General features: G+C 70.7%; 19 protein-coding genes and 3 pseudogenes. 9 read left to right on the top strand and 13 right to left on the bottom strand.

Translation table 11 applies throughout. The annotated features are described in order from the left end of the window. Positions 1-12: 12 nt before the first annotated feature. Together EV385_RS25485 and EV385_RS25480 are read right to left on the bottom strand one after the other, a co-directional pair. Positions 13-1,164, bottom strand: a complete 1,152-nt coding sequence (locus EV385_RS25485; RefSeq protein ID WP_130511739.1) for a magnesium and cobalt transport protein CorA — start codon at positions 1,162-1,164, stop codon at positions 13-15. A gap of 420 nt (positions 1,165-1,584) precedes the next feature. Further along, complete coding sequence (locus tag EV385_RS25480; protein ID WP_242625072.1) at positions 1,585-4,032, bottom strand: glycoside hydrolase family protein; 2,448 nt, start codon at positions 4,030-4,032, stop codon at positions 1,585-1,587. Positions 4,033-4,330: 298 nt separating this feature from the next. Here EV385_RS25480 and EV385_RS25475 point away from each other — a divergent pair, with 298 nt between their 5' ends. The 4 genes from EV385_RS25475 (at position 4,331) to EV385_RS25460 (ending at position 11,110) form a co-directional block, all read left to right on the top strand. Further along, positions 4,331-5,965 carry an NAD(P)-binding protein gene (locus EV385_RS25475; protein ID WP_130511738.1) on the top strand — a complete coding sequence of 545 codons (1,635 nt, stop codon included), beginning with the start codon at positions 4,331-4,333 and terminating at the stop codon, positions 5,963-5,965. Then, positions 5,965-9,540, top strand: a complete 3,576-nt coding sequence (gene nifJ, locus EV385_RS25470) for a pyruvate:ferredoxin (flavodoxin) oxidoreductase (RefSeq protein WP_207229930.1) — start codon at positions 5,965-5,967, stop codon at positions 9,538-9,540. Before EV385_RS25475 ends, nifJ begins: the two co-directional genes overlap by 1 nt. Continuing rightward, on the top strand, positions 9,540-10,544 hold the full coding sequence (locus EV385_RS25465) for a dihydroorotate dehydrogenase-like protein (RefSeq protein ID WP_130511736.1): 1,005 nt from the start codon (positions 9,540-9,542) through the stop codon (positions 10,542-10,544). Before nifJ ends, EV385_RS25465 begins: the two co-directional genes overlap by 1 nt. A 296-nt stretch (positions 10,545-10,840) precedes the next feature. Then, positions 10,841-11,110, top strand: a complete 270-nt coding sequence (locus EV385_RS25460; RefSeq protein ID WP_165449580.1) for a universal stress protein — start codon at positions 10,841-10,843, stop codon at positions 11,108-11,110. A 385-nt stretch (positions 11,111-11,495) separates the two neighbouring features. Here the strand turns inward: EV385_RS25460 and EV385_RS35780 are convergent, their stop codons facing one another. Together EV385_RS35780 and EV385_RS25450 are read right to left on the bottom strand one after the other, a co-directional pair. Continuing rightward, positions 11,496-11,624: a hypothetical protein gene (locus EV385_RS35780; RefSeq protein WP_278045007.1), complete on the bottom strand. Its 129-nt coding sequence runs from the start codon at positions 11,622-11,624 to the stop codon at positions 11,496-11,498. A 692-nt stretch (positions 11,625-12,316) separates the two neighbouring features. Further along, positions 12,317-12,435: pseudogene (locus tag EV385_RS25450) on the bottom strand (IS110 family transposase); the annotation flags it as partial. Positions 12,436-13,364: 929 nt separating this feature from the next. Between EV385_RS25450 and EV385_RS25445 the strand changes: the two are divergent. Both EV385_RS25445 and EV385_RS25440 read left to right on the top strand, forming a co-directional pair. Beyond that, positions 13,365-14,186 carry a slipin family protein gene (locus EV385_RS25445; protein WP_130511734.1) on the top strand — a complete coding sequence of 274 codons (822 nt, stop codon included), beginning with the start codon at positions 13,365-13,367 and terminating at the stop codon, positions 14,184-14,186. A gap of 24 nt (positions 14,187-14,210) precedes the next feature. Continuing rightward, positions 14,211-15,410 (top strand): carboxylate-amine ligase, encoded by a 1,200-nt coding sequence (locus EV385_RS25440; RefSeq protein ID WP_130511733.1) that lies wholly within the window; start codon positions 14,211-14,213, stop codon positions 15,408-15,410. A 149-nt stretch (positions 15,411-15,559) separates the two neighbouring features. Here the strand turns inward: EV385_RS25440 and EV385_RS35285 are convergent, their stop codons facing one another. Continuing rightward, positions 15,560-15,997, bottom strand: a complete 438-nt coding sequence (locus EV385_RS35285; protein WP_242625390.1) for a hypothetical protein — start codon at positions 15,995-15,997, stop codon at positions 15,560-15,562. A gap of 140 nt (positions 15,998-16,137) precedes the next feature. Then, positions 16,138-16,401 (bottom strand): annotated as a pseudogene (locus tag EV385_RS36165) (alcohol dehydrogenase catalytic domain-containing protein); the annotation flags it as partial. Positions 16,402-17,126: 725 nt separating this feature from the next. Here EV385_RS36165 and EV385_RS25430 point away from each other — a divergent pair. Beyond that, positions 17,127-18,002 (top strand): universal stress protein, encoded by an 876-nt coding sequence (locus EV385_RS25430; protein WP_130511732.1) that lies wholly within the window; start codon positions 17,127-17,129, stop codon positions 18,000-18,002. Positions 18,003-18,301: 299 nt separating this feature from the next. Here the strand turns inward: EV385_RS25430 and EV385_RS25425 are convergent, their stop codons facing one another. Together EV385_RS25425 and EV385_RS25420 are read right to left on the bottom strand one after the other, a co-directional pair. Further along, positions 18,302-18,835 (bottom strand): DUF2202 domain-containing protein, encoded by a 534-nt coding sequence (locus tag EV385_RS25425; protein WP_130511731.1) that lies wholly within the window; start codon positions 18,833-18,835, stop codon positions 18,302-18,304. A 22-nt stretch (positions 18,836-18,857) separates the two neighbouring features. Then, positions 18,858-19,133 (bottom strand): DUF1876 domain-containing protein, encoded by a 276-nt coding sequence (locus EV385_RS25420; RefSeq protein ID WP_130511730.1) that lies wholly within the window; start codon positions 19,131-19,133, stop codon positions 18,858-18,860. Between the two features lie 601 nt (positions 19,134-19,734). Here EV385_RS25420 and EV385_RS25415 point away from each other — a divergent pair. After that, a complete protein-coding gene (locus EV385_RS25415; RefSeq protein ID WP_130511729.1) occupies positions 19,735-20,061 on the top strand; it encodes a hypothetical protein in 327 nt (108 codons plus the stop codon). Here the strand turns inward: EV385_RS25415 and EV385_RS25410 are convergent. The 3 genes and pseudogenes from EV385_RS25410 to EV385_RS25400 all read right to left on the bottom strand — a co-directional run. Further along, the gene (locus EV385_RS25410; protein ID WP_207229927.1) at positions 20,048-20,941 is read right to left on the bottom strand and encodes a mechanosensitive ion channel family protein; all 894 of its coding nucleotides are present in this window, start codon (positions 20,939-20,941) and stop codon (positions 20,048-20,050) included. The two genes, EV385_RS25415 and EV385_RS25410, sit on opposite strands and share 14 nt — an antisense overlap. Before the next feature lie 181 nt (positions 20,942-21,122). Further along, positions 21,123-21,488 (bottom strand): PASTA domain-containing protein, encoded by a 366-nt coding sequence (locus EV385_RS25405; RefSeq protein WP_130511728.1) that lies wholly within the window; start codon positions 21,486-21,488, stop codon positions 21,123-21,125. A gap of 101 nt (positions 21,489-21,589) precedes the next feature. Next, positions 21,590-22,159: pseudogene (locus EV385_RS25400) on the bottom strand (transposase); the annotation flags it as partial. Positions 22,160-22,556: 397 nt separating this feature from the next. Here EV385_RS25400 and EV385_RS25390 point away from each other — a divergent pair. Continuing rightward, a complete protein-coding gene (locus EV385_RS25390) occupies positions 22,557-24,086 on the top strand; it encodes a recombinase family protein (RefSeq protein ID WP_242625071.1) in 1,530 nt (509 codons plus the stop codon). A 360-nt stretch (positions 24,087-24,446) separates the two neighbouring features. Here EV385_RS25390 and EV385_RS25385 read toward each other — a convergent pair whose 3' ends face one another. Together EV385_RS25385 and EV385_RS25380 are read right to left on the bottom strand one after the other, a co-directional pair. Continuing rightward, the gene (locus EV385_RS25385; protein WP_130511727.1) at positions 24,447-24,986 is read right to left on the bottom strand and encodes a CAP domain-containing protein; all 540 of its coding nucleotides are present in this window, start codon (positions 24,984-24,986) and stop codon (positions 24,447-24,449) included. 116 nt (positions 24,987-25,102) lie between these two features. Further along, on the bottom strand, positions 25,103-25,483 hold the full coding sequence (locus tag EV385_RS25380; protein ID WP_165449579.1) for a class I SAM-dependent methyltransferase: 381 nt from the start codon (positions 25,481-25,483) through the stop codon (positions 25,103-25,105). Between the last annotated feature and the right edge of the window lie 19 nt (positions 25,484-25,502).

Genomic DNA, 25,502 nt, shown 5'->3' with positions numbered 1-25,502 from the left:
TGGTGCGCCGGTCTAAAGCCAGCCTCGGCGGCGGAACAGCGCGTACAGGGCAGCGCACACCAGACCCATCAGCGCCAGCGCAAGCGGATATCCGGCGGCCCAGCGCAGCTCCGGGATGTGGGTGAAGTTCATGCCGTATACAGTGCCTATCAAGGTCGGTGCGAACAGGATGGCGGCCCAGGCGGAGATCTTCTTCACCTGCTCGTTCTGCGCGTAGCTGGCCTCGGTCAGCCGCCGCTTCTCCTCGTTCTGCGCCTGCGAGACCAGGGTGGCGTTCACGGTGAGGATGTCGGCCAGCATCTGCCGCAGCCCGTCCACCCGCTCGGCCACCGTGGTCGCGTGGTCGGCCACATCGCGCAGGTAACGCTGCAACTCCTCGTCGATGGCGTACTTGTCGAATCCGCCCATCAGCGCCCCGAGGACCTCGCGCAACGGATGGGTGGCCCGCTGGAACTCGATCACCTCGCGGGACAGCTCGTAGATGCGCCGCGACACGTTCGGGTCGCCGCGGAACACCTCGGTTTCGATCTCGTCGATATCGTGCTGCAGGCCGGCCACCACCGGCGCATACCCGTCCACCACGCTGTCCACCACCGCGTAGAGCACCGCCTCCGGCCCGTGCCCGAGCAGATGCGGCTCGCGCTCCATCCGCAGGCGCACCGCCGCCAGGTCCGGTGCCTGGCTGTGCCGTACGGTCAGGACGAAGGCCGGCCCGACAAACAGGTGGATCTCACCGAACTTGACCTCCTCGGTCTCGTCGACGTACCAGGCGGCGCGCAGCACCACGAACAGCGTGTCGCCGTATCGTTCCAGCTTGGGCCGTTGGTGAGCCTCGATGGCATCCTCCACGGCCAGCTCGTGCAGGCCGAACTCCGCGGCTGCCGCGAGCAGTTGGGCCTCCGCCGGCCGGTACAGGCCCACCCACGCGACCGCGCCCGGCTGCTCGCGCAGCCTCCGGCACGTCTCGGAAATGCCCCCGGGACTGTCCACCCGGCGGCCATGCCGGTAGATCGCCGCCTCGACCCTGCCCTCCCGCGCCGAGGCGGCAGGCGGCCCGGGCCGTGGACCCGTGGACGGTTCCGGTGCGGCCTCGGCAGGGTGGCCCCCACCCGACGCCCGGGGCGCGCCGCCTCCGCTGCCCAGCTTCCACAGGTCGCCGGTCATGGCACCCCTTCCGCTGCGATTCCGGGACTGGCGGGCCGGACGGCGCCGGACCGGGCAGTCCGGCTCGCAAGCGCACCGTTCGGTCCTCCGCAGACCAACGGTTGCACAGACCAACGCCCTCACGGACGCCCGTCAGGCCGGAGCCGGTGCCGCCCAGGCAGGGACGTACCGTTCGACCGCATTGGCGAGGCCAGGCGTGAGCCCCGCATCCTGCCAGGACAATCTGATGCTGCGGGGCCCGACGGGTGGTAACAGCAGTACGAACGGCGGGTGAACGCCTGCGTCCGGCCAGGCAATCAGCGGAAGATCCCGGCCAAACTCGTGGGACAGACCACCTTCGTCGTGCTACGCCGCAGATGGTCCGTCGGGCGAACGCCTTGCAGCCGACCTGTGACGGGCCGCTCGACCAGCGCTCCGGTCCTAGGTGAAGGCGTACGAGTAGAGGTCTCCGCCGGTGAGACTGAACCGTAACCGGATCGGGCGGCCGGTGTCCGGCAGGTGGTCTCCGGCCCGCCACCGCACCGCCGTGCGCAGCGTGTCGGCCGTGACCGGCTCAGCGTCGTCGAGCGTGTACCCCGGCACCGGATCGCCGTCCGCGGTCAGCACCTCGGCACGCAGCTCGCCCTCGCCCGGTGCGACGTTGACGACGAGCCTGCTGCCGGTGGGAGCCAGCGGACGGGTGGTGAGTGTGCCGCCACCCCTACCCGCGCGGAACGAGACGAACCGGTCCCGCGGCCAGGTGATCAGGCCGATCCGCGCCTTGCCCTGCGGCACCGTGCAGATGCCCTGCGCCACCTTGGCAGCCGTGCAGGAATGCTCGCCCGCGAAGGCGCTGTAGTAGAGCCACACCTGGTCACCGACGGTCAACATGGTCGTGCCGGTGAGCTGGAAGCCCCAGTCCCAGGAGCCCGCCGGTCCCGGCGTGATGATGTCGTCCCGGGCTGGCCGGCTCCAGCTCAGCAGGTCCTGAGAGGCCGCCAGCTGGATGTGGGAACGGCCGATGTCGGGGCCCGGGTCGCCGCGCGGTGTCGGGCTGTGCGTGATGTCGAACATCCAGGGCAGGCCGAGATACTGTTCGCCGTACCGGACGGCTGGCATCCCGTAGATCTCGGACAGCACCGTGGGGTCAGCCGGGTTCTTTGCCACAACCATGTCCTGATCGCGAACGTCGGCGCTCATCGCCAGCCGCGGAGGGCTCCACGTGACGAAGTCGGGGCTGGTGGAGACCCACACCGTACGCGGGCCGTACGGCGCCGTCTCGGTCCACTGCTTGGTCATGGCGACGAATACGCCGCGCGCCGGGTCGTAGCCGACGTTGCCCACGTCCCAACCGGGCAGGATCGGCTGCCCGCCGTTCAGCGGCGCCCAGGCCGCACCATCCGGTGACGACGCGGCGAAGTACGAGCGGCCACCGGCGTACAGCATGAAGTACCGCGCGCTCACCGGATCGGCCGGCGTGTAGCGGGGGTTCCCCACCACCCCGCCCGGACTGGCCGGGAAGACCGAGCCGGGATGCAGCGAGCGGTCCCAGTGGATGCCGTCCGCGCTCTCGGCGTACCCGGTGCAGTAGGAGCAGGGTGGCTCGCGCGTCGGGTCGGCGGCGGTATACCACATCCGGTACCGCCCGTCGGGGCCGGAGAGGACGGTGCCGCCGATGCGCGGATTCGCGTCCCACGACCCGGCCGGGAGCACGACGCCGGGCAGGTCACCGGGGATGGCCGGGTCACCGGTCTTGGTGCCGGGGTGCACCACCCGGGTCACGCCGTCGGTGGACTCCACTCTCTGGTCGCCCACGAACAGCACGCTGCCGCTGCCGAGCGCGGGAACGTACCCGACGTCCGCGCTGGAGCGCAGCCGCACCTCGTCCCAGACGGTCGTGCCGGTGGCGGCGGTGCTGCTGCCGATCCGTACGGTGAGGAACGCGGCCTGTTCGGGGACGGGCATCGCCACGGCGACGGTCTGCCAGCCGGACACCGGCACGACGTCGGAGGACTCCTGCCAGGAGTCCTCGGTGGAACCGTCGGCTCGCGAGAACTCCAGGTGCAGCGCGCCGGCACCGCCACCGAGCACCTGAGCCTGCACGGTCGCCTGCACCTTCTCGGCGGGCACCACCGGTACGGCGCGGCTGCGCACGCTGACCTCGAGTGAAGTGGAGTCGTCCACCGTGCGCAGGGCGTGACGCCCGCCGGACACGGGTTCCGTGACCAGCGAGGCGGCACCGCTCACCGCCCACTCGGTCGGCGCGGGCGCCTCCCGGAGTTCCTCGAATCCGGCGTTGGGCACCTGCCGCGACGGGGCAGGCTCGGACCGGACGCTCACGTCGTCCCACACCGTGGTGCCCTCGGCCGCCGCGCCGGTATGCAGGACAACGGTCGCGGTGACGGCGTCGTCCGGGACGGTGACGGCGACGGCGACCAGCTGCCATCCGTACACATCGGCGAGATCCCTGCCCTTGTTCGCCACCTCGGCCGGCCTGCCGTCGATCCGCCAGAACCTCAGTTCCAGCGTGCCCGCCAGGCCCACGCCGCGCTGCGCCCACACGCTGGCGGTCAGCCGCTCGCCTGGGCCGGCCGACAGGGCCTGACTGCGTACGCTCACGCCGGTTGCGCCCGACTCGTCCACGGTGCGCAGCGCCCGGTCGCCACCGTGCACCGGCGCGCCGACCACCGATGCGGTCCCGGTGACCACCCATCTCGCCGGTGCGGTGGCGGACTCCTCAAACCCCGCGTTGGGGACCAGCCGTGGCTCGGTCAGCTCCGGGACGTACCCCGTGCCCGCCGACGCCCCTGCCGCGACGGCGGTCGCCGCCACGCCGAGGACCAGCGTCGGAACCGCGGCGAAGCCAATGATCGCTCGGGTGCGCACCATCCCTCACCTTCCGCTCTCACCGGCGGGACGCCCATCGACTCCAATCTATGTGATCGGCGGGCTCGCGAGTCGGCCAGCCGCGTCGGCGCGGGGTCGTGAAGGCACACTGTCGGCCATCGTGCCCGAACGCCTTCTGAACCGTCGCCTCCCGGTGGTTGAATCGAGGTGCCGCCGTCAGCGGCCGGCGCACAGCCGGGAGTCGCTCGATCGGACGCGTGCGTGAGGCACGGTCCCGCGGGCGCTCCCCCGTCTTCGATGGTGGGGAGGCCGGAGTGGAACCCTTAGGCAGGCGGCCGAGATGACCGGCCCCCGTCCCGATCTGACACCACTGCCCGACCTGCTGCACGGCGGTCCGCGCTCCGGGCCGGTGCGCGCACGCCGGCCGGTCTACGTGGATCTGCTCCCGCCGTGCAACAACGCCTGCCCCGCCGGCGAGAACATCCAAGGATGGCTCGGGTATGCGCAGGCGGGCGACTACGAGCCCGCGTGGCGGCTGCTGGTGCAGGACAACCCGTTCCCCGCCATCCATGGCCGCGTCTGCTACCACCCGTGTGAGAACGCATGCAACCGGGCCCACCTCGACAGCGCGGTGTCCATCCACGGCGTGGAGCGGTTCCTGGGCGACCGGGCGCTCGAGCGCGGATGGTCGGTCGATCACCCGGCCCCGCGCAGCGGCAGGCGGGTCCTGGTCGTGGGCGCGGGGCCGAGCGGGTTGTCCGCCGCCTACCACCTCGCCCGCGCCGGCCACGACGTCGAGATCCGCGACGCAGGCCCGGAACCGGGTGGGATGATGCGCTACGGCATCCCCGCCTACCGGCTGCCCCGAGACGTGTTGGCGGGCGAGATCGCGCGTATCCAGGCGCTCGGTGTGCGGATCGTGCCCAACCACCGGGTACAGGACCTGGTCGCCGAACGCGCCGACGGCGCGTTCGACGCGGTCTTCGTCGCGGTGGGCGCGCACCTGGCCAAGCGGGTGGACATTCCGGCTCGGGAGACCGGCCGGATCGTCGACGCGATCTCGTTCCTGCGCGGTGTCGCCTCCGGCGAACGGCCGGTCATCGGCCGGCGAGTGGCCGTGTACGGCGGCGGGAACACCGCGATGGACGCGGCCAGGGTGGCCCGCCGGATGGGCGCCGACGAGGCGATGATCGTGTACCGGCGGACCCGCGGGCAGATGCCGGCGCACGCCGAGGAGGCCGAGGACGCCGAGCGCGAGGGCATCCGGATCAACTGGCTGCGCACGATCACCGCGTTCGACGGGCCGGAACTCACCGTGGAAGTCATGGAACTCGACCCGGCGGGACGGCCGGTACCGACCGGGCGCCTGGAGACGCTCGCCGCCGACACGGTGATCCTGGCCCTGGGCCAGCAGACCGACACCGGGTTCCTGCGCGGCCTGCCCGGGATGGAGTTCACCGCGGACGGCACGGTGACCGTCTCGGCGTCGCTGATGACCGGCTGCCCGGGCGTGTTCGCCGGCGGCGACATGGTGCCCGCCGAGCGGACGGTCACCGTGGGCGTCGGGCACGGGAAGAAGGCCGCCCGGCACATCGACGCCTACCTGCGGCGCACGGTGGCCGACGAGCACACCAAGCACGACCTCATCGGGTTCGACGGGTTGCACCCGTGGTACTTCGGCGACACCGCGCGCCGCACCCAGCCGGAACGGGACGCGGCCACGCGGATCGCGGACTTCTCCGAGGTCGTGGGCGGGCTGGACGCGACGCAGGCCAGGTACGAGGCGGGCCGCTGCCTGTCGTGCGGCAACTGCTTCGAGTGCGACGGGTGCCTCGGCGCGTGCCCCGAGGACGCCATCGTCAAGCTCGGTGCGGGGCACCGGTACCGCTACGACTACGACAAGTGCACCGGCTGCGGCACCTGCTACGAGCAGTGCCCGGTGCACGCGATCGAGATGATCCCCGAGGAGCGGTGATGAGGGCGACGCTCGACGGAAACGAGGCGGCGGTGTCCGTCGCCTACCGGCTCAACGAGGTGTGCTGCATCTACCCCATCACGCCGTCCTCGCCGATGGCGGAACAGGCCGACTCATGGGCCAGCCAGGGCCGGGCCAACGTCTGGGGTGTGGTACCCACCGTGATGGAGATGCAGAGCGAGGCGGGCGCGGCCGGCGCGTTGCACGGCGCCTTGCAGAGCGGTGCGCTGACCACCACGTTCACCGCCTCGCAGGGCCTGCTGCTGATGATCCCGAACATGTACAAGATCGCCGGCGAGCTGACCGCGACGGTGCTGCACGTGGCCGCCCGGTCCGTGGCCACCCAGGCGTTGTCGATCTTCGGCGACCACTCCGACGTGATGGCGGTCCGATCCACCGGCTTCGCGCTGCTCGCCTCGGCCTCCGTGCAGGAGACCCATGATCTGGCGCTGGTGGCGCAGGCCGTCGCGCTGCGCACCCGGGTGCCGTTCCTGCACTTCTTCGACGGGTTCCGCACCTCCCACGAGCTGAACACGATCGAGGTGCTGTCCGACGAGGACCTGCGGGCGCTCGTACCGGCCGACCTGGCGCGGGCGCACCGCGACCGGGCCCTGTCACCCGAGCGGCCGTTCATCCGCGGCACCGCGCAGAACCCGGACGTCTACTTCCAGAGCCGCGAGACGGTCAACCCGTTCTACGCCGCCGTCCCGGGCGCCGTGGCCGAGGCGATGGCCGCGCTGGGCGAGCGGACCGGTCGCCGGTACACCATCGTCGAGTACGCCGGTCATCCCGAGGCCGAACGGGTCATCGTGCTGATGGGATCCGGCGCGCAGACGGCCCGGGAGGCCGTGGCCCACCTGGCGGCGGACGGTGTCCGGGTCGGCGTCGTGCAGGTACGGCTGTTCCGGCCGTTCCCGGCGCGGGAGCTGCTGACCGCGCTGCCGACGACCGTACGGCGCATCGCCGTGCTGGACCGCACGAAGGAGCCGGGCGCGTTCGGAGAACCGCTGTTCCAGGACGTGCTCAGCACGCTCGCCGAGGCGCGGGGCACCGGCGAACGGGCGGACCTGCCCACGGTGATCGGCGGCCGCTACGGCCTGGGTTCCAAGGAGTTCACTCCCGGCATGGTCGCGGGTGTCCTGGCCGAGCTGGCCCGCGAGCGGCCCCGGCCACGCTTCACCGTCGGCATCACCGACGACGTCGCCGACACCAGCCTGCCCTACGCCCCGGGATGGGACATCGAGCCGCCGGGGACGGTGCGCGCGGTCTTCTTCGGCCTCGGCTCCGACGGAACGGTGGGCGCCAACAAGAACACCATCAAGATCCTCGGCACCGACGAGACGATGCACGCCCAGGGGTACTTCGTCTACGACTCCAAGAAGTCCGGCTCCACGACGGTGTCCCACCTGCGGTTCGGGCCGGCGCCGATCCGGGCACCGTACCTGGTGCGCGAGGCGGACTTCGTCGGCTGCCACCACTTCGGCCTGCTGGAACGGCTCGACGTGGTGGCCCGGGCGGCCCCCGGCGCGACGCTGCTGCTCAACTGCCCGCAGCCCGCCGAACGGGTATGGGACGCACTGCCCCGCAGCGTGCAGCAGCAGATCGTCGACAAGCGCCTCGACGTGTACACCATCGACGCCGACCGGGTCGCGGCCGAGGCGGGCCTACCCGGACGCACCAACACCGTCCTGCAGACGTGCTTCTTCGCCATCTCCGGGGTGCTGCCGCGGGAGGCGGCGATCGCACGGATCAAGGACGCCATCGCCAAGACGTACGCCCGGCGGGGCGCCGACGTGGTGGCGCGCAACCACGCCGCGGTGGACAAGGCGGTGTCCGCGCTGCACCCGGTGAAGATCCCCACGGCGGTGACGGCAACCAGGGACGTCCCCGAGCCGGTACCGGCGCACGCGCCGCCGTTCGTCCGCACCGTCACCGCGCCGATGCTGGCCGGCCGCGGCGACGACCTGCCGGTCAGCGTGCTGCCGGCCGACGGCACCTACCCCAGCGGCACCACCGCGTACGAGAAGCGCCGGATCTCCGACCTCGTCGCCACCTGGGACCCGGACCTGTGCATCCAGTGCGGCAACTGCGGCTTCGTCTGCCCGCACAGCGTCATCCGGGCCAAGTTCTACGATCACGACCAACTGGCCGGTGCGCCGGCCGGTTTCCCGTCCACGCCGCTGTCCGCCCGGGGGCTGCCCGACACCCGGTACACCCTGCAGGTGTACGCGGAGGACTGCACCGGCTGCGGGCTGTGCGTGGAAGCCTGCCCGGCGCAGGCACCCACCGATCCGGAACGCAAGGCGATCAACCTCGCCCCGCTGGACGCGCAACTGCCCGCCGCCCGGGAGGACATCGCCTTCTTCGAGACGCTGCCGGTCAACGACCGGTCCCGGGTCGACTTCGCCACGGTCCGCGGCACCCAGTTCCTGCTGCCGCTGTTCGAGTTCTCCGGCGCCTGCGCGGGCTGCGGCGAGACGCCGTACCTGAAGCTGCTCTCGCAGCTGTTCGGCGACCGGGCGATGATCGCCAACGCCACCGGATGCTCGTCGATCTACGGCGGGAACCTGCCCACCACCCCGTGGACCAGCGACGCCAACGGGCGCGGCCCGGCGTGGTCCAACTCGCTGTTCGAGGACAACGCCGAGTTCGGGCTCGGCTTCCGACTGGCGGCCGACCTACACCTGAACCTGGCCCGCAGCCGGCTCGGCGCCCTCCGCGCCGAGCTCGGCCCGGAACTGGTCGCGGCGACGCTGAACGCCACACAGAGGCGGGAGTCCGAATTCGCCGCGCAGCGGGAGCGGGTCGCGGAACTCCGGCACCGGCTCGACGCCCTCGACGCCGCCGACCCGGCCGTCGCGGACCTGCGCAGCGTCCTGGACCATCTGGTCCGCCGCAGCATCTGGATCGTCGGCGGCGACGGCTGGGCCTACGACATCGGCAGCGGCGGGCTGGACCACGTGCTCGCCAGCGGGCGCAACGTCAACGTGCTGGTGCTCGACACCGAGGTGTACTCCAACACCGGCGGCCAGGCGTCCAAGGCCACCCCGCTCGGGGCGGTGGCGAAATTCGCCGCCGCCGGCAAGACCGTACCCAAGAAGGACCTGGCCTTGCAGGCCATCGCGTACGGCAACGTCTACGTCGCCCGGATCGCCATGGGCGCCGACCCGGAGCAGACGCTGCGGGCCCTGCGCGAGGCCGAGGCCTACGACGGGCCGTCGCTGGTCATCGCGTACGCCCACTGCATCGCGCACGGCATCGAGATGCGCACCGCCATGGACCAGCAGTACCGCGCGGTGGCCAGCGGCTACTGGCCGTTGATGCGCTACGACCCGATGCTGCGCGCGACCGGCGGCAACCCGTTCCTGCTCGACTCCCCCCGCCCGCGCATCCCGCTGACCGCGTACACGGGCCGCGAACTGCGCTACCGGATGTTGGCCGACACCGACCCGGCCGAGGCCGAACGCCTGCAGGCCCTGGCCCAGCAGGCCGTCGATCAACGCTGGCAGGTGTACGAGGAAATGGCCACCCGCGGCGCCGAACGGTTCCCGGCCGACGCCCGCCGGAGCCGGTGATGGACCTGACCACGACGTACCTCGGGCTCGCGCTGCGCAACCCGCTGGTGGCCTCCGCCTCACCCCTGTCGCAGTCGGTCGCCGGGGTCGAGCGGCTCGCCGCCGCCGGGGTAGGCGCCATCGTGCTGCCGTCGCTGTTCGAGGAGCAGGTGCGCGAGGAAGCGGAGCGCACCGAGCGGCTACTCGACCACGCCGGCGAGCTGTCCGCCGAATCGCTGACGATGTTCCCTCCCCCGCCGGACGGCTCCGGCCACGCCACCCGCTACCTCAGCCTGGTGCGCCGCGCCGCCGAGGCGGTCGACGTGCCGGTCATCGCGAGCCTGAACGGCGTCACCGCCGGCGGCTGGATCCACTACGCCGCCGAGTTGCAGGCGGCCGGCGCCGCCGCCGTCGAGCTGAACATCTACCACCTGCCCGGCGACCCGCGAACCACCGGCCGCGAGGTCGAGGCCCGGCACCTCGAGATCCTCACCGCGGTGAAGGCGGCGGTCACCGTGCCGGTCGCGGTCAAGCTCACCCCGTACTTCAGCTCGATCGGCGACATGGCGCTGCGGCTGGACGAGGCCGGCGCCGACGGTCTCGTCCTGTTCAACCGGTTCATGCAGCCCGACGTGGACACCGAGACGCTGAAGGTGACCGCGGTGGTCGAGCTGTCCCAACCGGTCGAGGCCCGGCTGCCCCGAGCGTGGATCGCGCTGCTCAGCGGCCGCGTGCGCGCCTCGCTCGCCGCGACGACGGGCGTCGAGGACGCGACCGACGTGGTGAAGTTCCTGCTTGCCGGCGCCGACGTGGTGATGACGGCCTCGGCGCTGCTGCGTCACGACCCCGGGTACGCGCGGGTCATGCTGGACGGCCTGCGCGACTGGATGGACCGCAAGGGCTTCCAGTCCGTGGCCGACCTGCGTGGCAGGCTGCGGGTACCGGTGGAGCCCGACCAGGCCGGGTTTGAACGCTCCCGTTATGTCGCGGCGATGCATGACGCGCGGCAACGCTACGGTCCCTAATTGGCCGTGAGGGGAAACCCAGCCAACGTGGGGACCATGACCCCTTCGTTCGCACACCGTTCAGGAGCAGGCCCGGTATTGGCCGCTGTGGACGGCCACGCCCATGATGAGCAGGTCGTAGCCGCCGCAACGGACCAGGCCGCCCGGCACGGCACAAGCCTGCAGGTGGAACACGTCCTTGACATCAGCACCGAACCGCGGAGCGCCGTATCCTCTGCGTTCACACCCCCACGGCGCAGCGAGTCCCGGCACGGCACCCCAACCTGTCCGAGACCCGTGACCAGATGCGACGACGGGTGAGCGACTTCATCGGGATGCCCGTGCCGTCGCCCTACATCAGACTGCACATTGCCGTCGGCGACCCAGCAACCATGCTGCTCATCCTCGCGCGCGACGCCACACTGCTGATTGTCGGCACCCGCAGCAAACCCTCGCAAAGTCCTTGCCTGCTCGGCAGGGTGAGCCAGCAGGTTGCGGTGCACGCCTGCTGCCCGGTACTACTCGTGCCGAGGGTCGACGCGCATGAGGTCATCGCGGCGAATTCCGGTCGAGCGCCTGTTCCTTGAGCGAGCTGACGGTACGCGCCCGGCCGACCGGTCATGGCGGATGCGGCGGCTCCCGGCTGTGCATCCGGGCTTCTGCGAAGGGCTCGGGCTCCCCCCGGCCCGGAACCCACACGAGGAACCTCGCGCGACCACCGGTCGGCCGCAATGACTATCCTGACCCAGGCTCGGCCGCCGACGGACCGGCGGCCGGTGGCCAGATGGCGATGAAGTGCTCAGCGGCGAACCGCGTCACGCCGCGTACGCGCGCCGCGCCGTGCCGCAGCGGTCTCCACTTCGTGGGTCGCCGACGCTCGGTCCAGTACGCGGTGACCACCCGGTCCGCGTGGACCGGAAGTCGTCGTAGTACTCCCCCACCGCCGGACCGCCATAGGGCGCTGCAGGCAGATCACTTCGTCGGCTGCTTCGCACAGACCCGGAGAACCTTCGCGCGGGCCTGGTCCACCAGGTCCACGGGGACGCCGCCGTGAGCAACCACCTCCACGTCGGCCGTCGCAACCCGTCGTGGTCCGCTCATCCGTTCCATCCCCGAGCAAGCCCACACCCACCGGCGGGCTAGCCGGCTGCCCGATGGCGGGTAATCCAACCTCGGGGCGGTGACTCGCCGGTCGGCGTGCCGCTCGCCCCTGCCCGCTACCGAGGTGTCTCACCTCTGCGCCGGTGGGCGTTACTGTCATGTTCCGCCCAGGTATGGACCGCTGCCAGGGACGCAGGTCCCGATCGATGGTATGTCCGGCCGGCGGGTCCACCGTGACCCGGCCGACGCCTACAGACGGGCCATGGCGGCTGCCGCCCGGGGGCCGCTCACCCCTGCCGCCGGGGCCCGAACCTTGGCAGGATTGATGGAGCCATTCCCCCACGCCCGCCGTGTCGGCCCAGCTCACCGCTGGCGGGAGGCCGTCATGACCGAACTGGTCCCGGACAGGTCGAATCGATGGCTGATTCCCCGCATAGGGGCCGATGCGAGTGCCTGGCGTCGTTCTCGCCTCCGCCGGTGCATGCAGCGCCTGGTGACCAGGCGCTGCAGCAGGTGGCGAATGTGGCGACGCTGCCCAGGGGTGGTGCAGGCGGTAGTGGTGCAGGCGGTATACGCCATGCCGGACGTGCACTGGGGACACGGCTTTCCCCTCGGCGGGGGTCGCGGCCACTGACCTGTCCAGTTCGATCATGCCGGTGATGGCAGGGCGAGAACCGGCCGCGGCTGGTAGGGGCGTTGTCTCGGAGCATGGCGAATACGACGTCGCAGCGGCGGCGGCCGAGGCAGATGAGGGCGGCGTTGTGCCGTTTGCCTTGGGCCCGTTTGCGGCGTAGTAGGCGCGGCTGACGGGGGTCGGCCAGCGCAGCTAGTGGTGCCAGCGCGGGCCGCACGCGAACGTCGGCATGGCTACCGGCACGGTGCTGGGCGTGTGTGACGTAGGCACCCTGGACGCACCACGGCGGCGGCACCTGGACCGCTCGATGATCCGCCCCGCCGGGCCGCTGGTGCGCACCGGGCACGGCTGGCACGTTTGCAGGGTTTGCCGAGCCAGCCCGCTCGTCACTCACTGCGATCAAACACGAGGTCATCGAACTGACCCGAGCTGGTGTGCACCTCGTGCGGGCGGCAGGTCCGGTCTGGGCAGTCCCCGCCGAGGCAGAGCACGCGTCGGCCGCGCCCTGCTGTGGCACCTGGGCGTTCTGGCCGGCTGGCAGTTCCGGCCCACCGCCGAGATGCTGCGCGTGCTGGCCGGCGGATATCAGCTGGACAAACTCGATGAGCAGCGCCAACACCTCGCCGGGCCGGCCCATCGAACCGCCGCTCCGGCTCGGCGCGCTCGCCAGCGCCGGTGCCCGGTTGGAGTCCGCAGCGACCCGGGCCGCCCTGCGCGCGACAATCGGCGCATCACCGTGGGCGGCGACCCAGGCGCCGACAGCGAACGGGTCCTGTCGGTGCTTGCCTGCCTCGCGTTGATGAATCGGGCGACCCTGAGCGTTCCGGCGCGACGGCCCGCGCCCCCGAACGGGCCGCATCGCGCCGAGAAACCCGGATGACAGCCACCTCCACCACGTTGCACCTGGGCATGGCCCCGCAGCCCACCCCACCGGCCGCCGGCCCGAACCCGGTGGCGGACGATCGTGACCACCAGGGACCGACATCAGCATGATCTAGGACCATCGGCCCTGGCAGCGGCGGGTCCCGGGACGGATGGTGGGACTGCACGGGCGCCATCTCGGGCACCCAGCCCGCCGATCCGGCGCCCGCGCCGGAGGAGCCCGAATGAACACCTGGGTCATCACTCTGATCGTCGTGGCGGTGATTGCTCTGCTGCTGGTCCTCTCGGTTCGCGTCGTGAAGCAGTACGAGCGTGGTGTCGTGTTCCGGCTGGGCCGGGTCGTCGGCGCCCGGGAACCGGGCCTGCGCCTGCTCATCCCGATCATCGACGTCATGCACCGGGTCTCGCTGCGGATCGTCACCATGCCGATCCAATCGCAGGGCATCATCACCCGCGACAACGTCAGCGTCGACGTCTCCGCCGTCGCGTACTTCCGGGTCGTCGACGCCATCAAATCGGTCGTGGCGATCGAGAATGTGCGCGCGGCCATCAACCAGATCGCCCAGACCACCCTGCGCAAGGTCGTCGGCCAGCACAGCCTCGACGAGACCCTCGCCGAGACCGAGCGGATCAACGCCGACATCCGCCAGATCCTCGACCTCACCACCGTCGACTGGGGCGTCGAGGTCACCCTCGTCGAACTCAAGGACATCCAGCTGCCCGACGCCATGAAACGCGCCATGGCCCGCCAGGCCGAGGCCGAACGGGAAAAGCGCGCAAAGATCATCAACGCCGAGGGCGAAGCGCTCGCCGCGTCCGCGCTGGGCGACGCGTCCGACACCATGATGGCCCACCCGCTCGCGCTGCAGCTGCGCAACCTGCAGTCGCTCGTGGAGATCGCGGTCGACAAGAACTCCACCGTGGTCTTCCCAGCACCGCTGATGAGCACGATAGGTGAGCTGAACCGATTCCTGGAACAGGAAACCTCCGCCGCGCAAGCGACGACGTCCGCACCGATCGTCCACCCGCTCACGGCCGCGCACTGATCCCACCGAGCCCAGGAGGGCGCCATGACCGCCCGCCGACCGCCGACCTTCGGCGTCGAGGAGGAGTTCCTCCTGCTGGACCCGGCCAGCGGGCACCCGGTCCCGGCCGCGCCGCGGCTGCTGCGGCTGCTGCACGGCCGGCCCGGGCCACGCGCCGAGCTGATGCGATACCAGCTCGAGACCGCGACCCGAGTCTGCGACAACGCCGACCAGCTGCACGCCGAACTGCGACGCCTGCGGCAACTGGGGTCCGAGGCCGCCCAGAGGTGCGGCTGCCAACTCGTAGCCAGCGGCACCTCGCCATACCCGACACCAGGGCTGGCCGCGCTCACCGACGATCCCCGCTACCGCGAGCTCGCGCGACGGTATCCCAGCCTCACCGCCGGCTCCGGCATCTGCGCCTGTCACGTCCACGTCGGCGTGCCCTCACGCGAACACGGCGTCCAGGTCCTGGCCCGGTTCCGGCCGTGGCTGCCCACCCTGCTCGCGCTCAGCGCCAACTCCCCGCTGGAGAACGGCCACGACACCGGCTGGGCAAGCCGCCGTTACCCGAGCCTGGCCCGATGGCCCACCGCCGGGCCGCCGTCGATATGGGCCGACGCGGCGGCCTACGATCGCGCCGTCGGCAAGCTGATCGGAGGCGGCGCAGCACTGGACCAGCGCAGCATCTACCTGCTCGCCCGGCTGTCGCCGCGGTATCCGACCGTCGAGGTCCGGGTCGCCGATGTCTGCCCCGATGTGGACACCGCACTGCTTCTTGCGGTGCTGGTCCGCGCCCTCGTCACCACCGCCGTCGCCGACACCCAGGCGGGCAAACCGATGCCCCACCCGCCCCGGGCGACGATCGTCGCAGGCCTGGACGCCGCCGCGAGGCACGGACCGGCGGGCCCCGCGATCGACCCACGGAATGGCGCATTCATCCAGCCGTGGACGCTGGTGCGGCGACTGGTAGACCACGCCGGCCCCGCTCTGGCCGCGTCCGGCGACGCCGCGACGGTCGCCCACCTGTTGAGGGCTCTCAAGATCAGAGGCACCGGCGCAGATCGCCAGCGAGAAGCCTGGACCCGGGCGGAGTCTCCGGCTCAGCTGGTGGCCGAGCTGGCGGCGGCCACGTGGCAGGCCCCGTACGACACGGCGCCCGCCGGAGCGGCCCGGGCCCTCTCCCGGCAGCCGAACCACAGGGGCAGCGCCTTCCTGACCCGGCGCCGGCACACCGCGGCTTGACATGCGATCGTTCCGCCGGTGTCAGACTGGCCCGGCAACGCCCGGCCGGCACGTGCCAAGTCGGCCTGTACAACAGCGGTGAGACCGGCAGCCCGAGTGCTCTTGTCGTGGTAGCCATCCGAGCCTGACCGACCCGTTCCGACCGCTGGTCACGGCAGCAGGACGGCGGCCCCGTTCACCCGGTCATCCGCGAGGTCCGCCAGCGCATCAGGCGCCCTTGTCATCGGGTAGAGAGTGACCGCGACCCGCAGCCGGTGACGGGCGGCGAAGTCCAACAGGTCGCGGCCATCCTGTCGGGTGCTGGCGGTGACGCTGCGGACCGTCCTCTCCTGGAACAGGTCACGCTCGTACTGCAGCGGCGGGATGTCGCTCAGGTAGATCCCGGCGATCGCCAGCGTGCCGCCCCGGTCGAGAGCCTGCAAGGCAACCGGCACCAGGTCGCCGACCGGCGCGAACAGCACCGCGGCGTCCATCGGCTCGGGCAGCTCGTCGTACGCACCACCCGCCGATGCCGCACCGAGCTCCAGGGCGAGCTTCCGCGCCTGCGACGAAACGAGTGAGCACGTGCACCCGCGCTCCCTCGGCAATGGCGATCTGTGCCGCCAGGTGCGCCGACGCGCCGAACCCGTAGATGCCGAGGCGCCCGCCGGCGCAGCGCACGATATCCGATGATGCCCCCGCACAACAGCGGCGCGAGCTCGGCGTCGGAGTAGCCGTCGGGCAACCGGTACGCGAAGTCCGCCTGCACCGTCGTGAAATCGGCATATCCGCCGTCGGCGTCCCAGCCAGTGTACCGGGACGACGGGCACAAGTTCTCCGCATCGTTACGGCAGTAACGGCATGTGCCGTCCACATGACGCAACCAGGCGACGCCCACCCGGTCACCCGGCCGGAACCCGGTGGCGCCCGGACCCATCTCCAGCACACGCCCCACGATTTCATGGCCCGGCACCACCAAGCGCCGATGCGTCGGCAGCTCTCCGGTGGCCACATCGGAACGTGGCCGCGCCTGCGCTGCTGGCCTGTGCGCTGTTCACCCACGCGCCGCCGCCGACCACACCGACGAGACATACGAGCACTATCCGAACCAGGTACCTGTTCATGAAATCCTCTCCCTGCCGGGACTCCATCGCGCCGAACTTGCGAAACCACAACGAGGGACGGCATCCGGGCCGGCTGGTCCACAGGCCGAGAGCCATCAGGGGTGACGGCGAATCGCGTCAAGTGCCGGGACGGCGTAACGGATCGGCATTGTGCCGAACATGACGTCCTCATGAAGTTGGCTGAAGACGTTGCAGCCAAACTGGCCGTGAAGCTGCGGGTGCTATTTCCGCGTCTGGACGAGCGGCACCGCTGGTTGCTGAGGGAGCCGAAGCGCGGGGCCCTGGGACATGGTGGGATCCGGGTGGTGGCCCGGGCGGCCGTGGCCGCGGAGAGCATCGTGTGGGGTGTCCGGACCGGGGACCACTGGACCTGTCGGGCGGGTGCGTCAGCCTGGACGTGCCAAAGCGGCTGGTCGAGCTGGAACCCGCGCTATTGCCGGCGCCGCGCGTGGGTCGAGCCCGACGTGTGCGGAGATCCGGTCTCGACGTCGCGGTAGACGACCAAGGCGGCCGCACGCTCGCTGGCGAGCTGGCCTGGCCCGGTGGACAGGGCTTCCGGCCCGTTCACCCGGCCCGCACCGCAGATACGGTGGAGGTGTGAAGGGGAGGCACCATGCGAACCTCGCGCCCATCGGTCGTGGCCGGCGTCAGTGGCTCGCCCTCCAGCCAGAGGGCGGTCGAGGCCGCCGCGCGCGAGGCGGCACGGCACGGATGTCCATTACACCTGGTGCACGCGTTCAACTGGTTGCCCACGCTCACCGCGCTGGCTTCTGTCAATCCCGGGCCGGCCGGGCAGAAATTGGTACGAGCTGCCGCGGCCGCCGCTGCCCGGGTCGCTCCGGACTTGAGCGTCACGACGCAGCTCGTGGAAGGCTCCGCCGTGACGGGACTGCTCCGGAAGTCCCATGCCGCGGCGATGACCGTCATCGGCGACGGCGATCTGAACTCCCGTATCTGCTTGCCCCGCGATGCCGTGGCAACCCAGATCGTGGCCCGGGCGCCCTGCAGCGTGATGGTGACCCGAGCTGCACCGCTGTCGGACGGCCCAGTCCTGGTCGGGGTCAACGGATCCGCCGCGTCCGAACTGGCCCTCGACTTCGCCTTCGACGCCGCCGCCCAGCGCACGACGAATCTGATCATTGTCCATGTGTGGGACTCCGCGACCTGCACCGAGCAGGACCATGCCCTCCGCGTCTCGGCTCTTGCCCGCCTCGTCGCCGCTCGCGAGGACCGGTACCCGCTTGCGGCGGACGTCCGTGTGCTCGAGGGGGAACCGGCCACCGTGCTGCGCTACGTGGCACAGGACGCGGGGCTCGTCGTCGTGGGGGCACGGGGCCGGCAGGCGTACGGAGGTCTGCTCGGATCCGTGGCGCAGACATTGTTGCATCACTCGCCCGCGCCCGTCGTGATCGTCCGGGGCCTCATGCCGACCATGGCCCCTCGCCCGAAGAGCCGTCCAGCCGCCGTCGTGGTGGCACTGACGTCATAGCTGCATTCGGCCCGGCGCACAGATCGGCTGACCTGCAGGCGACGGCATCGCCGAGATCCCGCCGCGGGGCGTACGGGTCGCAGGCCGCCTGCACCCAACGCGGCCGGTCACCGCCGAGTGGCGGGCCGACGGAGACCGCACTCGGTCACCCTCTGTAGACGGCGGGCCACGCCGCGTCCTCGGGGTACGCGTGCAGCTCCACAAGGCGCGGCAGGAACTCCAAGCCGCAGTCTGCTCGGCGACCACCGCGAGGGAGGATGACATCGCCTACCGCCCAGGGCCGAACGGCCCGGCGGGGCCTAACGGCTGCTCCACGCCTGCACCACGCGCAGCTGCTGGTGCGCCGCGGCGAGCACATGCAGGCAGGTGTGCCGGACGTCGGGAGCGGTGGTCGCGGCGAGGTCGCGGCCGAGCAGCGCGATCACGTCGCAGGCATGCGCTGCCACCGCTGCCAGCGCGGCCGCACGGTCCCTGCGCCCGGCGGCCCGCAGGCCGTCGTAGCGGGCCCGTACCGCCACCTCCGTGAACCCACCCGGCGCGAGGCCGACGGTGGGATCAGACAGGCCGTAGCGGTCGAGTAGCGTTCGCACAGCCAGCAGCTCCCGCACCTGACTCCAAGCGAGGCGGCCGGGGAACGGCTCGTACCGGTCGGCGAACTCGGTGATCAGGTCACGACCCAGCTTGACCTCCTCGGCGAGCCGCCGCAGAGCCCGGCCCTCGCCCGCCGTAAGGACACCGGACGGCTGATCAACGACGTCCAGGCCACAGAAGCCGGCACAGCTGCGCCACGGCTCGTGGGCCAGCCCGCCCGCAGTCCGCATGCTCGATGTCACGGTCTCGTCTCGTCTCCGCCCCTCAGCGCGCCAGACGCATCGGCTTGTCAGTGAACTGCTCGATATCTGCGACGGCGGCCTCCAACAGCCTGTGACCCAGATCGGAGAGCGCGCGGGCGACGGCGAGCTCGTCGCCGATCTCGGGGACCTCCTGATCCGACGGCCGACGCCGCGCCTGCCCCTCGCCGCGCAGCATCGGCCGCGCACCGCTGTGCAGCCGCGCCTCCGCATAGGTGTTTCGCTCGTCCTCGTGCTCGCTGATCGAAATCTCGACGTTCCAGGTACGGATGTGTGTCATGGCGGACTCCTTCGGCTTCCCTATCATCCGATCGCAGCCGGAGCCGGGGGCCCAGAGCCGTTGGTCCCATCAGCCGCGCCCGTTGCTCCCTCACATGCGTCGCAGCCGGGCAGGGTTGCGGCAGCGTCCCGGGTCCGGCTGGTTTCGGCGGCACCGCGGCCACGAGGTCCCCACCGGGCGCCACGACGTCGAGCTTGAGCAGGTCACCGCCACCGGTGAGGGCCGGTCCGCCGCCGAAGTGAAGATGATCCCGGGTGCCCGGCCGGTGCTGATGCGGCTCCCGCTGAGCGCGGCGGCTCCAGTGGGGTTCGACCGGGCCGGGGGTCTTTCGACCGGAGGAGTCCGGCCGGGGCGCCGATGCGCTGCTGTGGTTGTCAGACCGGGCGGTGTGGTCGCCACCGGGCCGATCGTCACGGTGGGCGATACCGGGGGTAGGGCGGCCGGTGGTTGCTGGGTGTCGGTCGGCGAGGTCCGAGCAACGCCCGGGTGACACCGGAACGTGTCGCGGCGGAACCCGCCGACGACATGGCGGAGCGCCCGGGGCGGCTGCGGCGGTCATCGAGCGGGGGATGACTCTTCCGATGGGGAGGGTGGAGATGGCGTGCCCGACGGTGGCTGTGACGGCGCAGTTGGCGTGGTCGATGGCGACGAGCCGGCGGTGGTGTGGCCGCTGGGGCGTGGCGGCGCAGACGTCGGCGCTACCGTCGTCGGCGCCGCGCTGGTCGGCGTCGATGACGGTAGCGATGGTGCAGGCGTGACCGTCGCGCTGGTCGGCCGTGGTGGGGTGGGCGGGTGGTGTTCGACGCCGGGGGTTGGTTCCGGTCGAACGAGCAGGTACGTGATGAGCGCCGCCACGAACACCAGTGCTGCCAGCACCGTCGAGATGCGAACCCGCGCGATGACCGCTCGGATGGTCATGGTGTGGTGATGGGGTCGGCGGTGCCCAGCCCTGCTGGCACGAGAATCCCCTCCGTCTGGAGCGAAGCCGCGACCCGGGAGCGAAGTTCGCGACCGACCAGGAACTGTTTGCCGGGCAGCGTGCGCGCCACCATGCGTACCCGAAGCGTGTCCACCTCCAGGGTCTCCACACCGAGGGCCGAGGGCGGGTCGAGCAGCAGCGGCCGCAGCTGCTCATCAAGGTAGACATCGAGGCCCACCTGTTCCAGAACTGCGCGGACCTTGCGGATATCGGCGGTGCTCGGTACCGGCACATCAACGACGGCTCGGGCCCAGTCCCGTGACGCGTTGGTCACCTGCACGATCTGCCCGTTGGGAACGATGACAACCTCGCCATCGGCGGTGCGCAGCCGGGTAACGCGGAGCGTGACCTCTTCGACGGTGCCGCCGACCCCGGTCTCGGATCCTAACGCCGAGATTCGCACGATGTCACCGAAGCCATACTGACGCTCGACGATAATGAAGAACCCGGCGAGGATGTCCTGCACCAGGCGCTGCGCACCCATACCAAGTGCCATCCCGGCGACCACCGCGGGCGCTATCAGTCCAGTGATCGGCACGTTGAGCCGCTGTAAGACGAGAATCGCGGTCACGCAGTAGATGACGACGACGACCGCCCACCTGATCCCGTTGGCGAGGACGTGGAGATGCTTGTCCCGCTCGGAGCGGATCGGGTCCACACCACCTGACGGTGACCTGTTCGCGATGCGCCGAGTTGCCCGCTGGCTTGTCCACCGGGTGGTGCGTGCCAGCAGCACCGCGCCGCTGATGAACAGCACGATCTCGAGCCCGCTGCTGCCGACCCAGGCGGTGAGGTCGGTCAGCGGAGCGACTGCCAGCAACACGATCACCCGGCCTTCGCCGGGGCCGGCGCCCGTCGGCCGTCACCGGCAGTCCGCGCTTCCGGTGGCCCCGGCAACCGCGTTCCACACCGGTTCCTCCCTGGTCGGTCGCGACGAGACGAGGACCGGACGGGCCCAATGTGGGCCGCCAGGTGAACGGGTGCACTGTCATCGCAATGACCGTTGCGTGTCACGGCCAGTGTGTCCCGCCGATACGAGCGCAACCGAGGACAATCTTCGACTCAGAGGCCAGCCGCGTCCCCGCCTTCGCCGACTGCGTCTGTACCCTCCAATTCTGCGGCAGGATGACCATCCACCGACCGTCCACCGTACCCAGGTCGATGCTCTTGAAGCCGAGTGTTTGCAGCTCGTCGACGGCCACGGCGGCGTTCTCCCCGACCACGTCCGGCATCGTCAGTATCGCCGAGCTCGTCGTCGGGGCCGGTGAGATGGGCGTTCCCGGCCGGTCGGTGCGCCCGCAACTCGTCGTGGTCATTACCAGGAGGAGAAGCAGAACGGTGAACGTGCGAGCCACGCGGACCACCTTCCTCCTCATGCCCGGGAACGGTCCTTCTTCGATTCTCGGACGGCGATGCCGGCCGGGTGCAGGGGCGTACGTCCCAGAAGCACGCGCCGTTGGTCGTACGCAGAGCACAGGTAATGCGTGCGGCACCGCTCCAGCCGGCGCCCGGCAGCGCCGCGCCGACCGGCGATGCGAGGCCGCGGTGGGCATCGGAGATGACCAGCCGCACCCCGGACAGGCCCCGCGCCGTCAGAGATCTGAGGAAGGCCAGCCAGCCGGCGCCGTCCTCGTCCGAACACACATCCAAGCCGAGGACTTCCCGGCCGCCGTCGGCGTTCACCCCGACCGCGACCAGGGCGTGCACGTTCACCGTCCGGCCCGCTTCGCGGACCTTGATGACCAGCGCGTCCAGCCAGGCGAACGTGTAGTGCCCGCTGTCGAGCGGGGTTACGGAACGCCTCGACCTGCGCGTCCAGGTGCCTGTTCCGCGCGGTGGCGGTACTGCCGCAACCAGTCCGGGAAGTACGAGCCCGAGCGCAGCTTCGGAATCGCCAGCTCGACCGTGCCGGCCCGGGTGTCCCCTTCCCGAGCCCGGTAGCCGTTGCGGGAAACGTCTTCACCATCGCCCGCAACAGATCCGGGCTCGCCGACTCCAACTGCTCGCGCAACAGGACGACAGGGTTCAGACTCTCAGAGGCGGTCATCGCGTCCTTCTCCTTGATCAGTACTTGGTCGTCTGAAAGAGGATCAACGCGGTGGCCGTCTTCTATCTCACGACACGCCCGCTACCAGGCCCGTCGTACACCACTTCCGTGGACGCGACCTCTGCTTGGAAGAGGTTCTGAACCGAAGCGGGCGGCGGGAGAAGGGGTCCCGACGGCTGCCGGCGCACGTGATGATCCGCTATGTGATCGCGATGGGGTTGCGCCCGCTGGTTGTCCCTCGAACCGCCGAGCCGGCCGACAGCGGCCCGCCCACGACGCTCCTCAGCTCCACGCAGACCTGGCAGCCCGTTCGGGTGGTATCCACACCTCGCGCGTCACCGGCCGCCGACCTCACTCTCCGTACTGGTGAGGCAACGGCACGGTGGAGGTGGCTGACGTGAACCCGACGCTCGATCTGCCTGACGGCGATGTCCTTGGCCTGTGGGCCGCCACCCGGACGCGGCGGGTCTGCCACCACGGGCGGATGCTCGAATCCGGGTTGCGGTTCGCGTTCTACGGCCGCGTGTCCACCCAGGAATATCAGGATCCGGTGTCCTCGCGGCGATGGCAGCTCGACTTCGCCGCCGAACTGGTAGCAGGGCGCGGCCCGGTCGTGGCCCAGTACTTCGACGTCGGCTACTCCCGCGAAATCGCCTGGACCGACCGGCCCGAAGCCGCCCGGCTCCTGGCCGCGATCATCGACCCCGACCGCGGATTCGACGCGATCGTGGTCGGCGAGTACGCGCGGGCGTTCCACGGCAGCCAAGCCATCCACCTCGCGCCGCTGCTCCACGCGCACGGCGTGCAGCTGTGGCTCCCCGAGGTCGACGGCCCCGTTGACCTGACCCATCCAACACACCAGGCCTTGCTGATGCTGCTCGGCGCGCAAGCCAAACAGGAGGTCCAACGGGCCCGGTTCCGCACCACCGCAGCTATGCAGGCCCAAGCCCGCGAGCAGGGCCGCCACCTCGGCGGACGGCCACCCTACGGATACCGCCTCGTCGACGCCGGCCCCCACCCCAACTCCGCGCACGCGGCCTGGGGCCGGCGCCTACACCGCCTGGCACCAGACCCGGAAACCGCGCCGTGGGTGAGGTGGATCTTCACACGAAGGTTGGAGGGACACAGCATCGCAAGGATCGCCCGAATGCTCAACGAGACGGGCGTGCCGTGCCCGTCCGCGGTCGACCGCGACCGCAACCCGCACCGCCCCGGCGAGGCCTGGCACCTTCGCACCGTGGCCACGATCCTGGCCAACCCCCGCTACACCGGCCGTCAGGTCTGGAACCGCCAGCGAACCCACCCGCGGCGCACCGATGACGTTGTGCCCGGCGTGACCGGATTGCGGAAGCTAACCCCGTCACGGCAGTGGGCGATCTCCGACAAGGCGGCACACGAGGCGCTGGTCAGCGAGTCCGACTTCGTCGCTGTACAGGCCGTCAGCGCTAGGCGCCGGCCGCCCGACGGCGCCCGCCGCAGTTATCTGCTAGTTGGGCTGCTGCGCTGCGGAACCTGTGGGCGCAGCATGGAATCCCAGCTCAGTCACGGAAACCCCGCCTACCGGTGCCGCCACGGCCGTACCAGCGCCCACCCGACCAGCACGCGCCAAGAACCGAACCTCTACCTGCGCGAAGACATCATCCTCGCCCGGATATTCGTCCAACTACACACCGTCACGAGCCGTGACGCCGCCATCCTGGAGAAAATCGCAGGGCTCCAGCAGAACCCGAACGCAGCTGGCCTGGTCAGTTTCCTGCGAGCGCACAACCTCACGATCGAATGCCGCACCACGAACATCTCGCTCGAACCCGACCATGAAAGGTCGATCATCATCCGGCCAGCCAGCCACTCCCCCGAACGGCAAGTAAGAATTCCTCGGCAGCGTGGTCAACAGCAGACACAGAAGCTAGGCATCGTCAACAACTGATGCCTCGCGGGGATTTGCGTGTCCGAAACCATTTCCCCATATCTGCCCATCATGGATCTGGACGTCCTGCTTGCGTAACGCACGCTGCGGTCGTCCGGCAGCGCAGGTCGGCATCTCGTTCCACCTCACGGAACTGCATGAGCACGGTGTCGTCGACCGTCCGCCCGTCGAAGGCAGGCTCGGGCAGACGGGGCGGGGTGTGGACAGTACGGCACGGGTGCCAGCGGCTCTCCCATACGTCGTCACTGTCAGCCGCACGGCGAGCCGGCCCCGGCTTCGCCGGCCTGACGACGCAGCAAGTGAGGTCACCCGTAAGGGCGTGCCGCCGGGCCGGGCGTTTCCGGGAAGCGCGAGCCTGGATCAGGTCCCACCGAACATCTGGGTGTAGTACGGAGTGCCGTTGTTGGCGTAGACCACGCCGACGGCGAATGACTTGGCGCGGCAGTCCACGGTGTTCGCGCGATGCCCGGGGCTCTTCATCCACGCCTTCATCGTCTCGGAGGGGGTGCGGTAGCCGTAGGCGAGGTTCTCGCTCATCGGATAGGTATGGCCGGCGCGCTTGCCGCGGTCTACGAAGCTGGAACCGCCCGCCCCGATGTGGCTCATCTTCCTGGTGTGGGCCTGGTAGGCGCCGTGGCCGCGGAAGGCCAGCAGTAGCCGGGAGTCGACGCGGATGGGCTTGCAGCCGGCTCGGACCCGAGTGTTGTTGGGGTAGGTCACCAGCTGCGACTGCAGCCTGGCGGTGGAGACGGGGCGGCCTGGGCAGGCGCCGTGGACATCGTCGTGGCCGTCACCGAGGCACCAGCCAATAGCACGCCGACCGTTGTCACAACCTTGGCTGCCGACAGTGGCAGCGCCCTGTGACGACTGGTGCCAGGCGGTGAAACTGACCACGGCCATGCGGGTGGTGTAGTGGATCGGTGTGGACGCCCGCCCATCGTTGGGATAACGCTGCCTGTCCCCTGAAACACGGCGCGATGGGTCGCGAACCGGGCCGTTCCACTCCAACCGGCGGGCTACCCGGTTGGGTTGCTGTGCACGCCGCTCGGCACGGCGACGATCTCACGCCAGATGCCGCGACGGCGCACCTCGACCAGTCGCAGCCCGGCGGCCTGTGCGTGAGATTCGGTGCGCCGGTTGAGTTCCGGGCCGAACAGCCGGCGGGTCAGCGGGCTGACCAGGTCGGTGAGCCTGCCGGCGACCCGGTTGTCCGGACGGACATGTTCGTAGAGCAGCAGTTGTCCGCCGGGGCGCACGACCCGTGAGGCCTCGCGCAGTCCGCGGACCGGGTCGGCGACCGAGCAGAACACGCACGCGGCGGTGACGGTGTCGAAGCTGGCGTCGGGAAACGGCAGGGCCTCGATGTCCGCGACCACCAGCCGAGCCGTTGACCCCATTTTCGCGATCCGGCGCTGG

This window comes from Krasilnikovia cinnamomea (genome assembly GCF_004217545.1).
Taxonomy (GTDB): domain Bacteria; phylum Actinomycetota; class Actinomycetes; order Mycobacteriales; family Micromonosporaceae; genus Actinoplanes; species Actinoplanes cinnamomeus.
The sequence above is the reverse complement of the archived record's forward strand: the minus strand, read 5'-3'. Positions and strand labels throughout refer to the sequence as shown.

Excerpts from the sequence above, each read along its gene's own strand:
- EV385_RS35780 (WP_278045007.1), bottom strand. The coding sequence starts at position 11,624 with ATGAGCGGACCACGACGGGTTGCGACGGCCGACGTGGAGGTGGTTGCT.
- EV385_RS25430 (WP_130511732.1), top strand. The coding sequence starts at position 17,127 with ATGCGAACCTCGCGCCCATCGGTCGTGGCCGGCGTCAGTGGCTCGCCC.
- nifJ (WP_207229930.1), top strand. The coding sequence starts at position 5,965 with ATGAGGGCGACGCTCGACGGAAACGAGGCGGCGGTGTCCGTCGCCTAC.
- EV385_RS25445 (WP_130511734.1), top strand. The coding sequence starts at position 13,365 with ATGAACACCTGGGTCATCACTCTGATCGTCGTGGCGGTGATTGCTCTG.
- EV385_RS25485 (WP_130511739.1), bottom strand. The coding sequence starts at position 1,164 with ATGACCGGCGACCTGTGGAAGCTGGGCAGCGGAGGCGGCGCGCCCCGG.
- EV385_RS25380 (WP_165449579.1), bottom strand. The coding sequence starts at position 25,483 with ATGGGGTCAACGGCTCGGCTGGTGGTCGCGGACATCGAGGCCCTGCCG.
- EV385_RS25420 (WP_130511730.1), bottom strand. The coding sequence starts at position 19,133 with ATGACACACATCCGTACCTGGAACGTCGAGATTTCGATCAGCGAGCAC.
- EV385_RS25385 (WP_130511727.1), bottom strand. The coding sequence starts at position 24,986 with ATGGCCGTGGTCAGTTTCACCGCCTGGCACCAGTCGTCACAGGGCGCT.
- EV385_RS25465 (WP_130511736.1), top strand. The coding sequence starts at position 9,540 with ATGGACCTGACCACGACGTACCTCGGGCTCGCGCTGCGCAACCCGCTG.
- EV385_RS25405 (WP_130511728.1), bottom strand. The coding sequence starts at position 21,488 with ATGAGGAGGAAGGTGGTCCGCGTGGCTCGCACGTTCACCGTTCTGCTT.
- EV385_RS25440 (WP_130511733.1), top strand. The coding sequence starts at position 14,211 with ATGACCGCCCGCCGACCGCCGACCTTCGGCGTCGAGGAGGAGTTCCTC.
- EV385_RS25475 (WP_130511738.1), top strand. The coding sequence starts at position 4,331 with ATGACCGGCCCCCGTCCCGATCTGACACCACTGCCCGACCTGCTGCAC.
- EV385_RS25480 (WP_242625072.1), bottom strand. The coding sequence starts at position 4,032 with ATGGTGCGCACCCGAGCGATCATTGGCTTCGCCGCGGTTCCGACGCTG.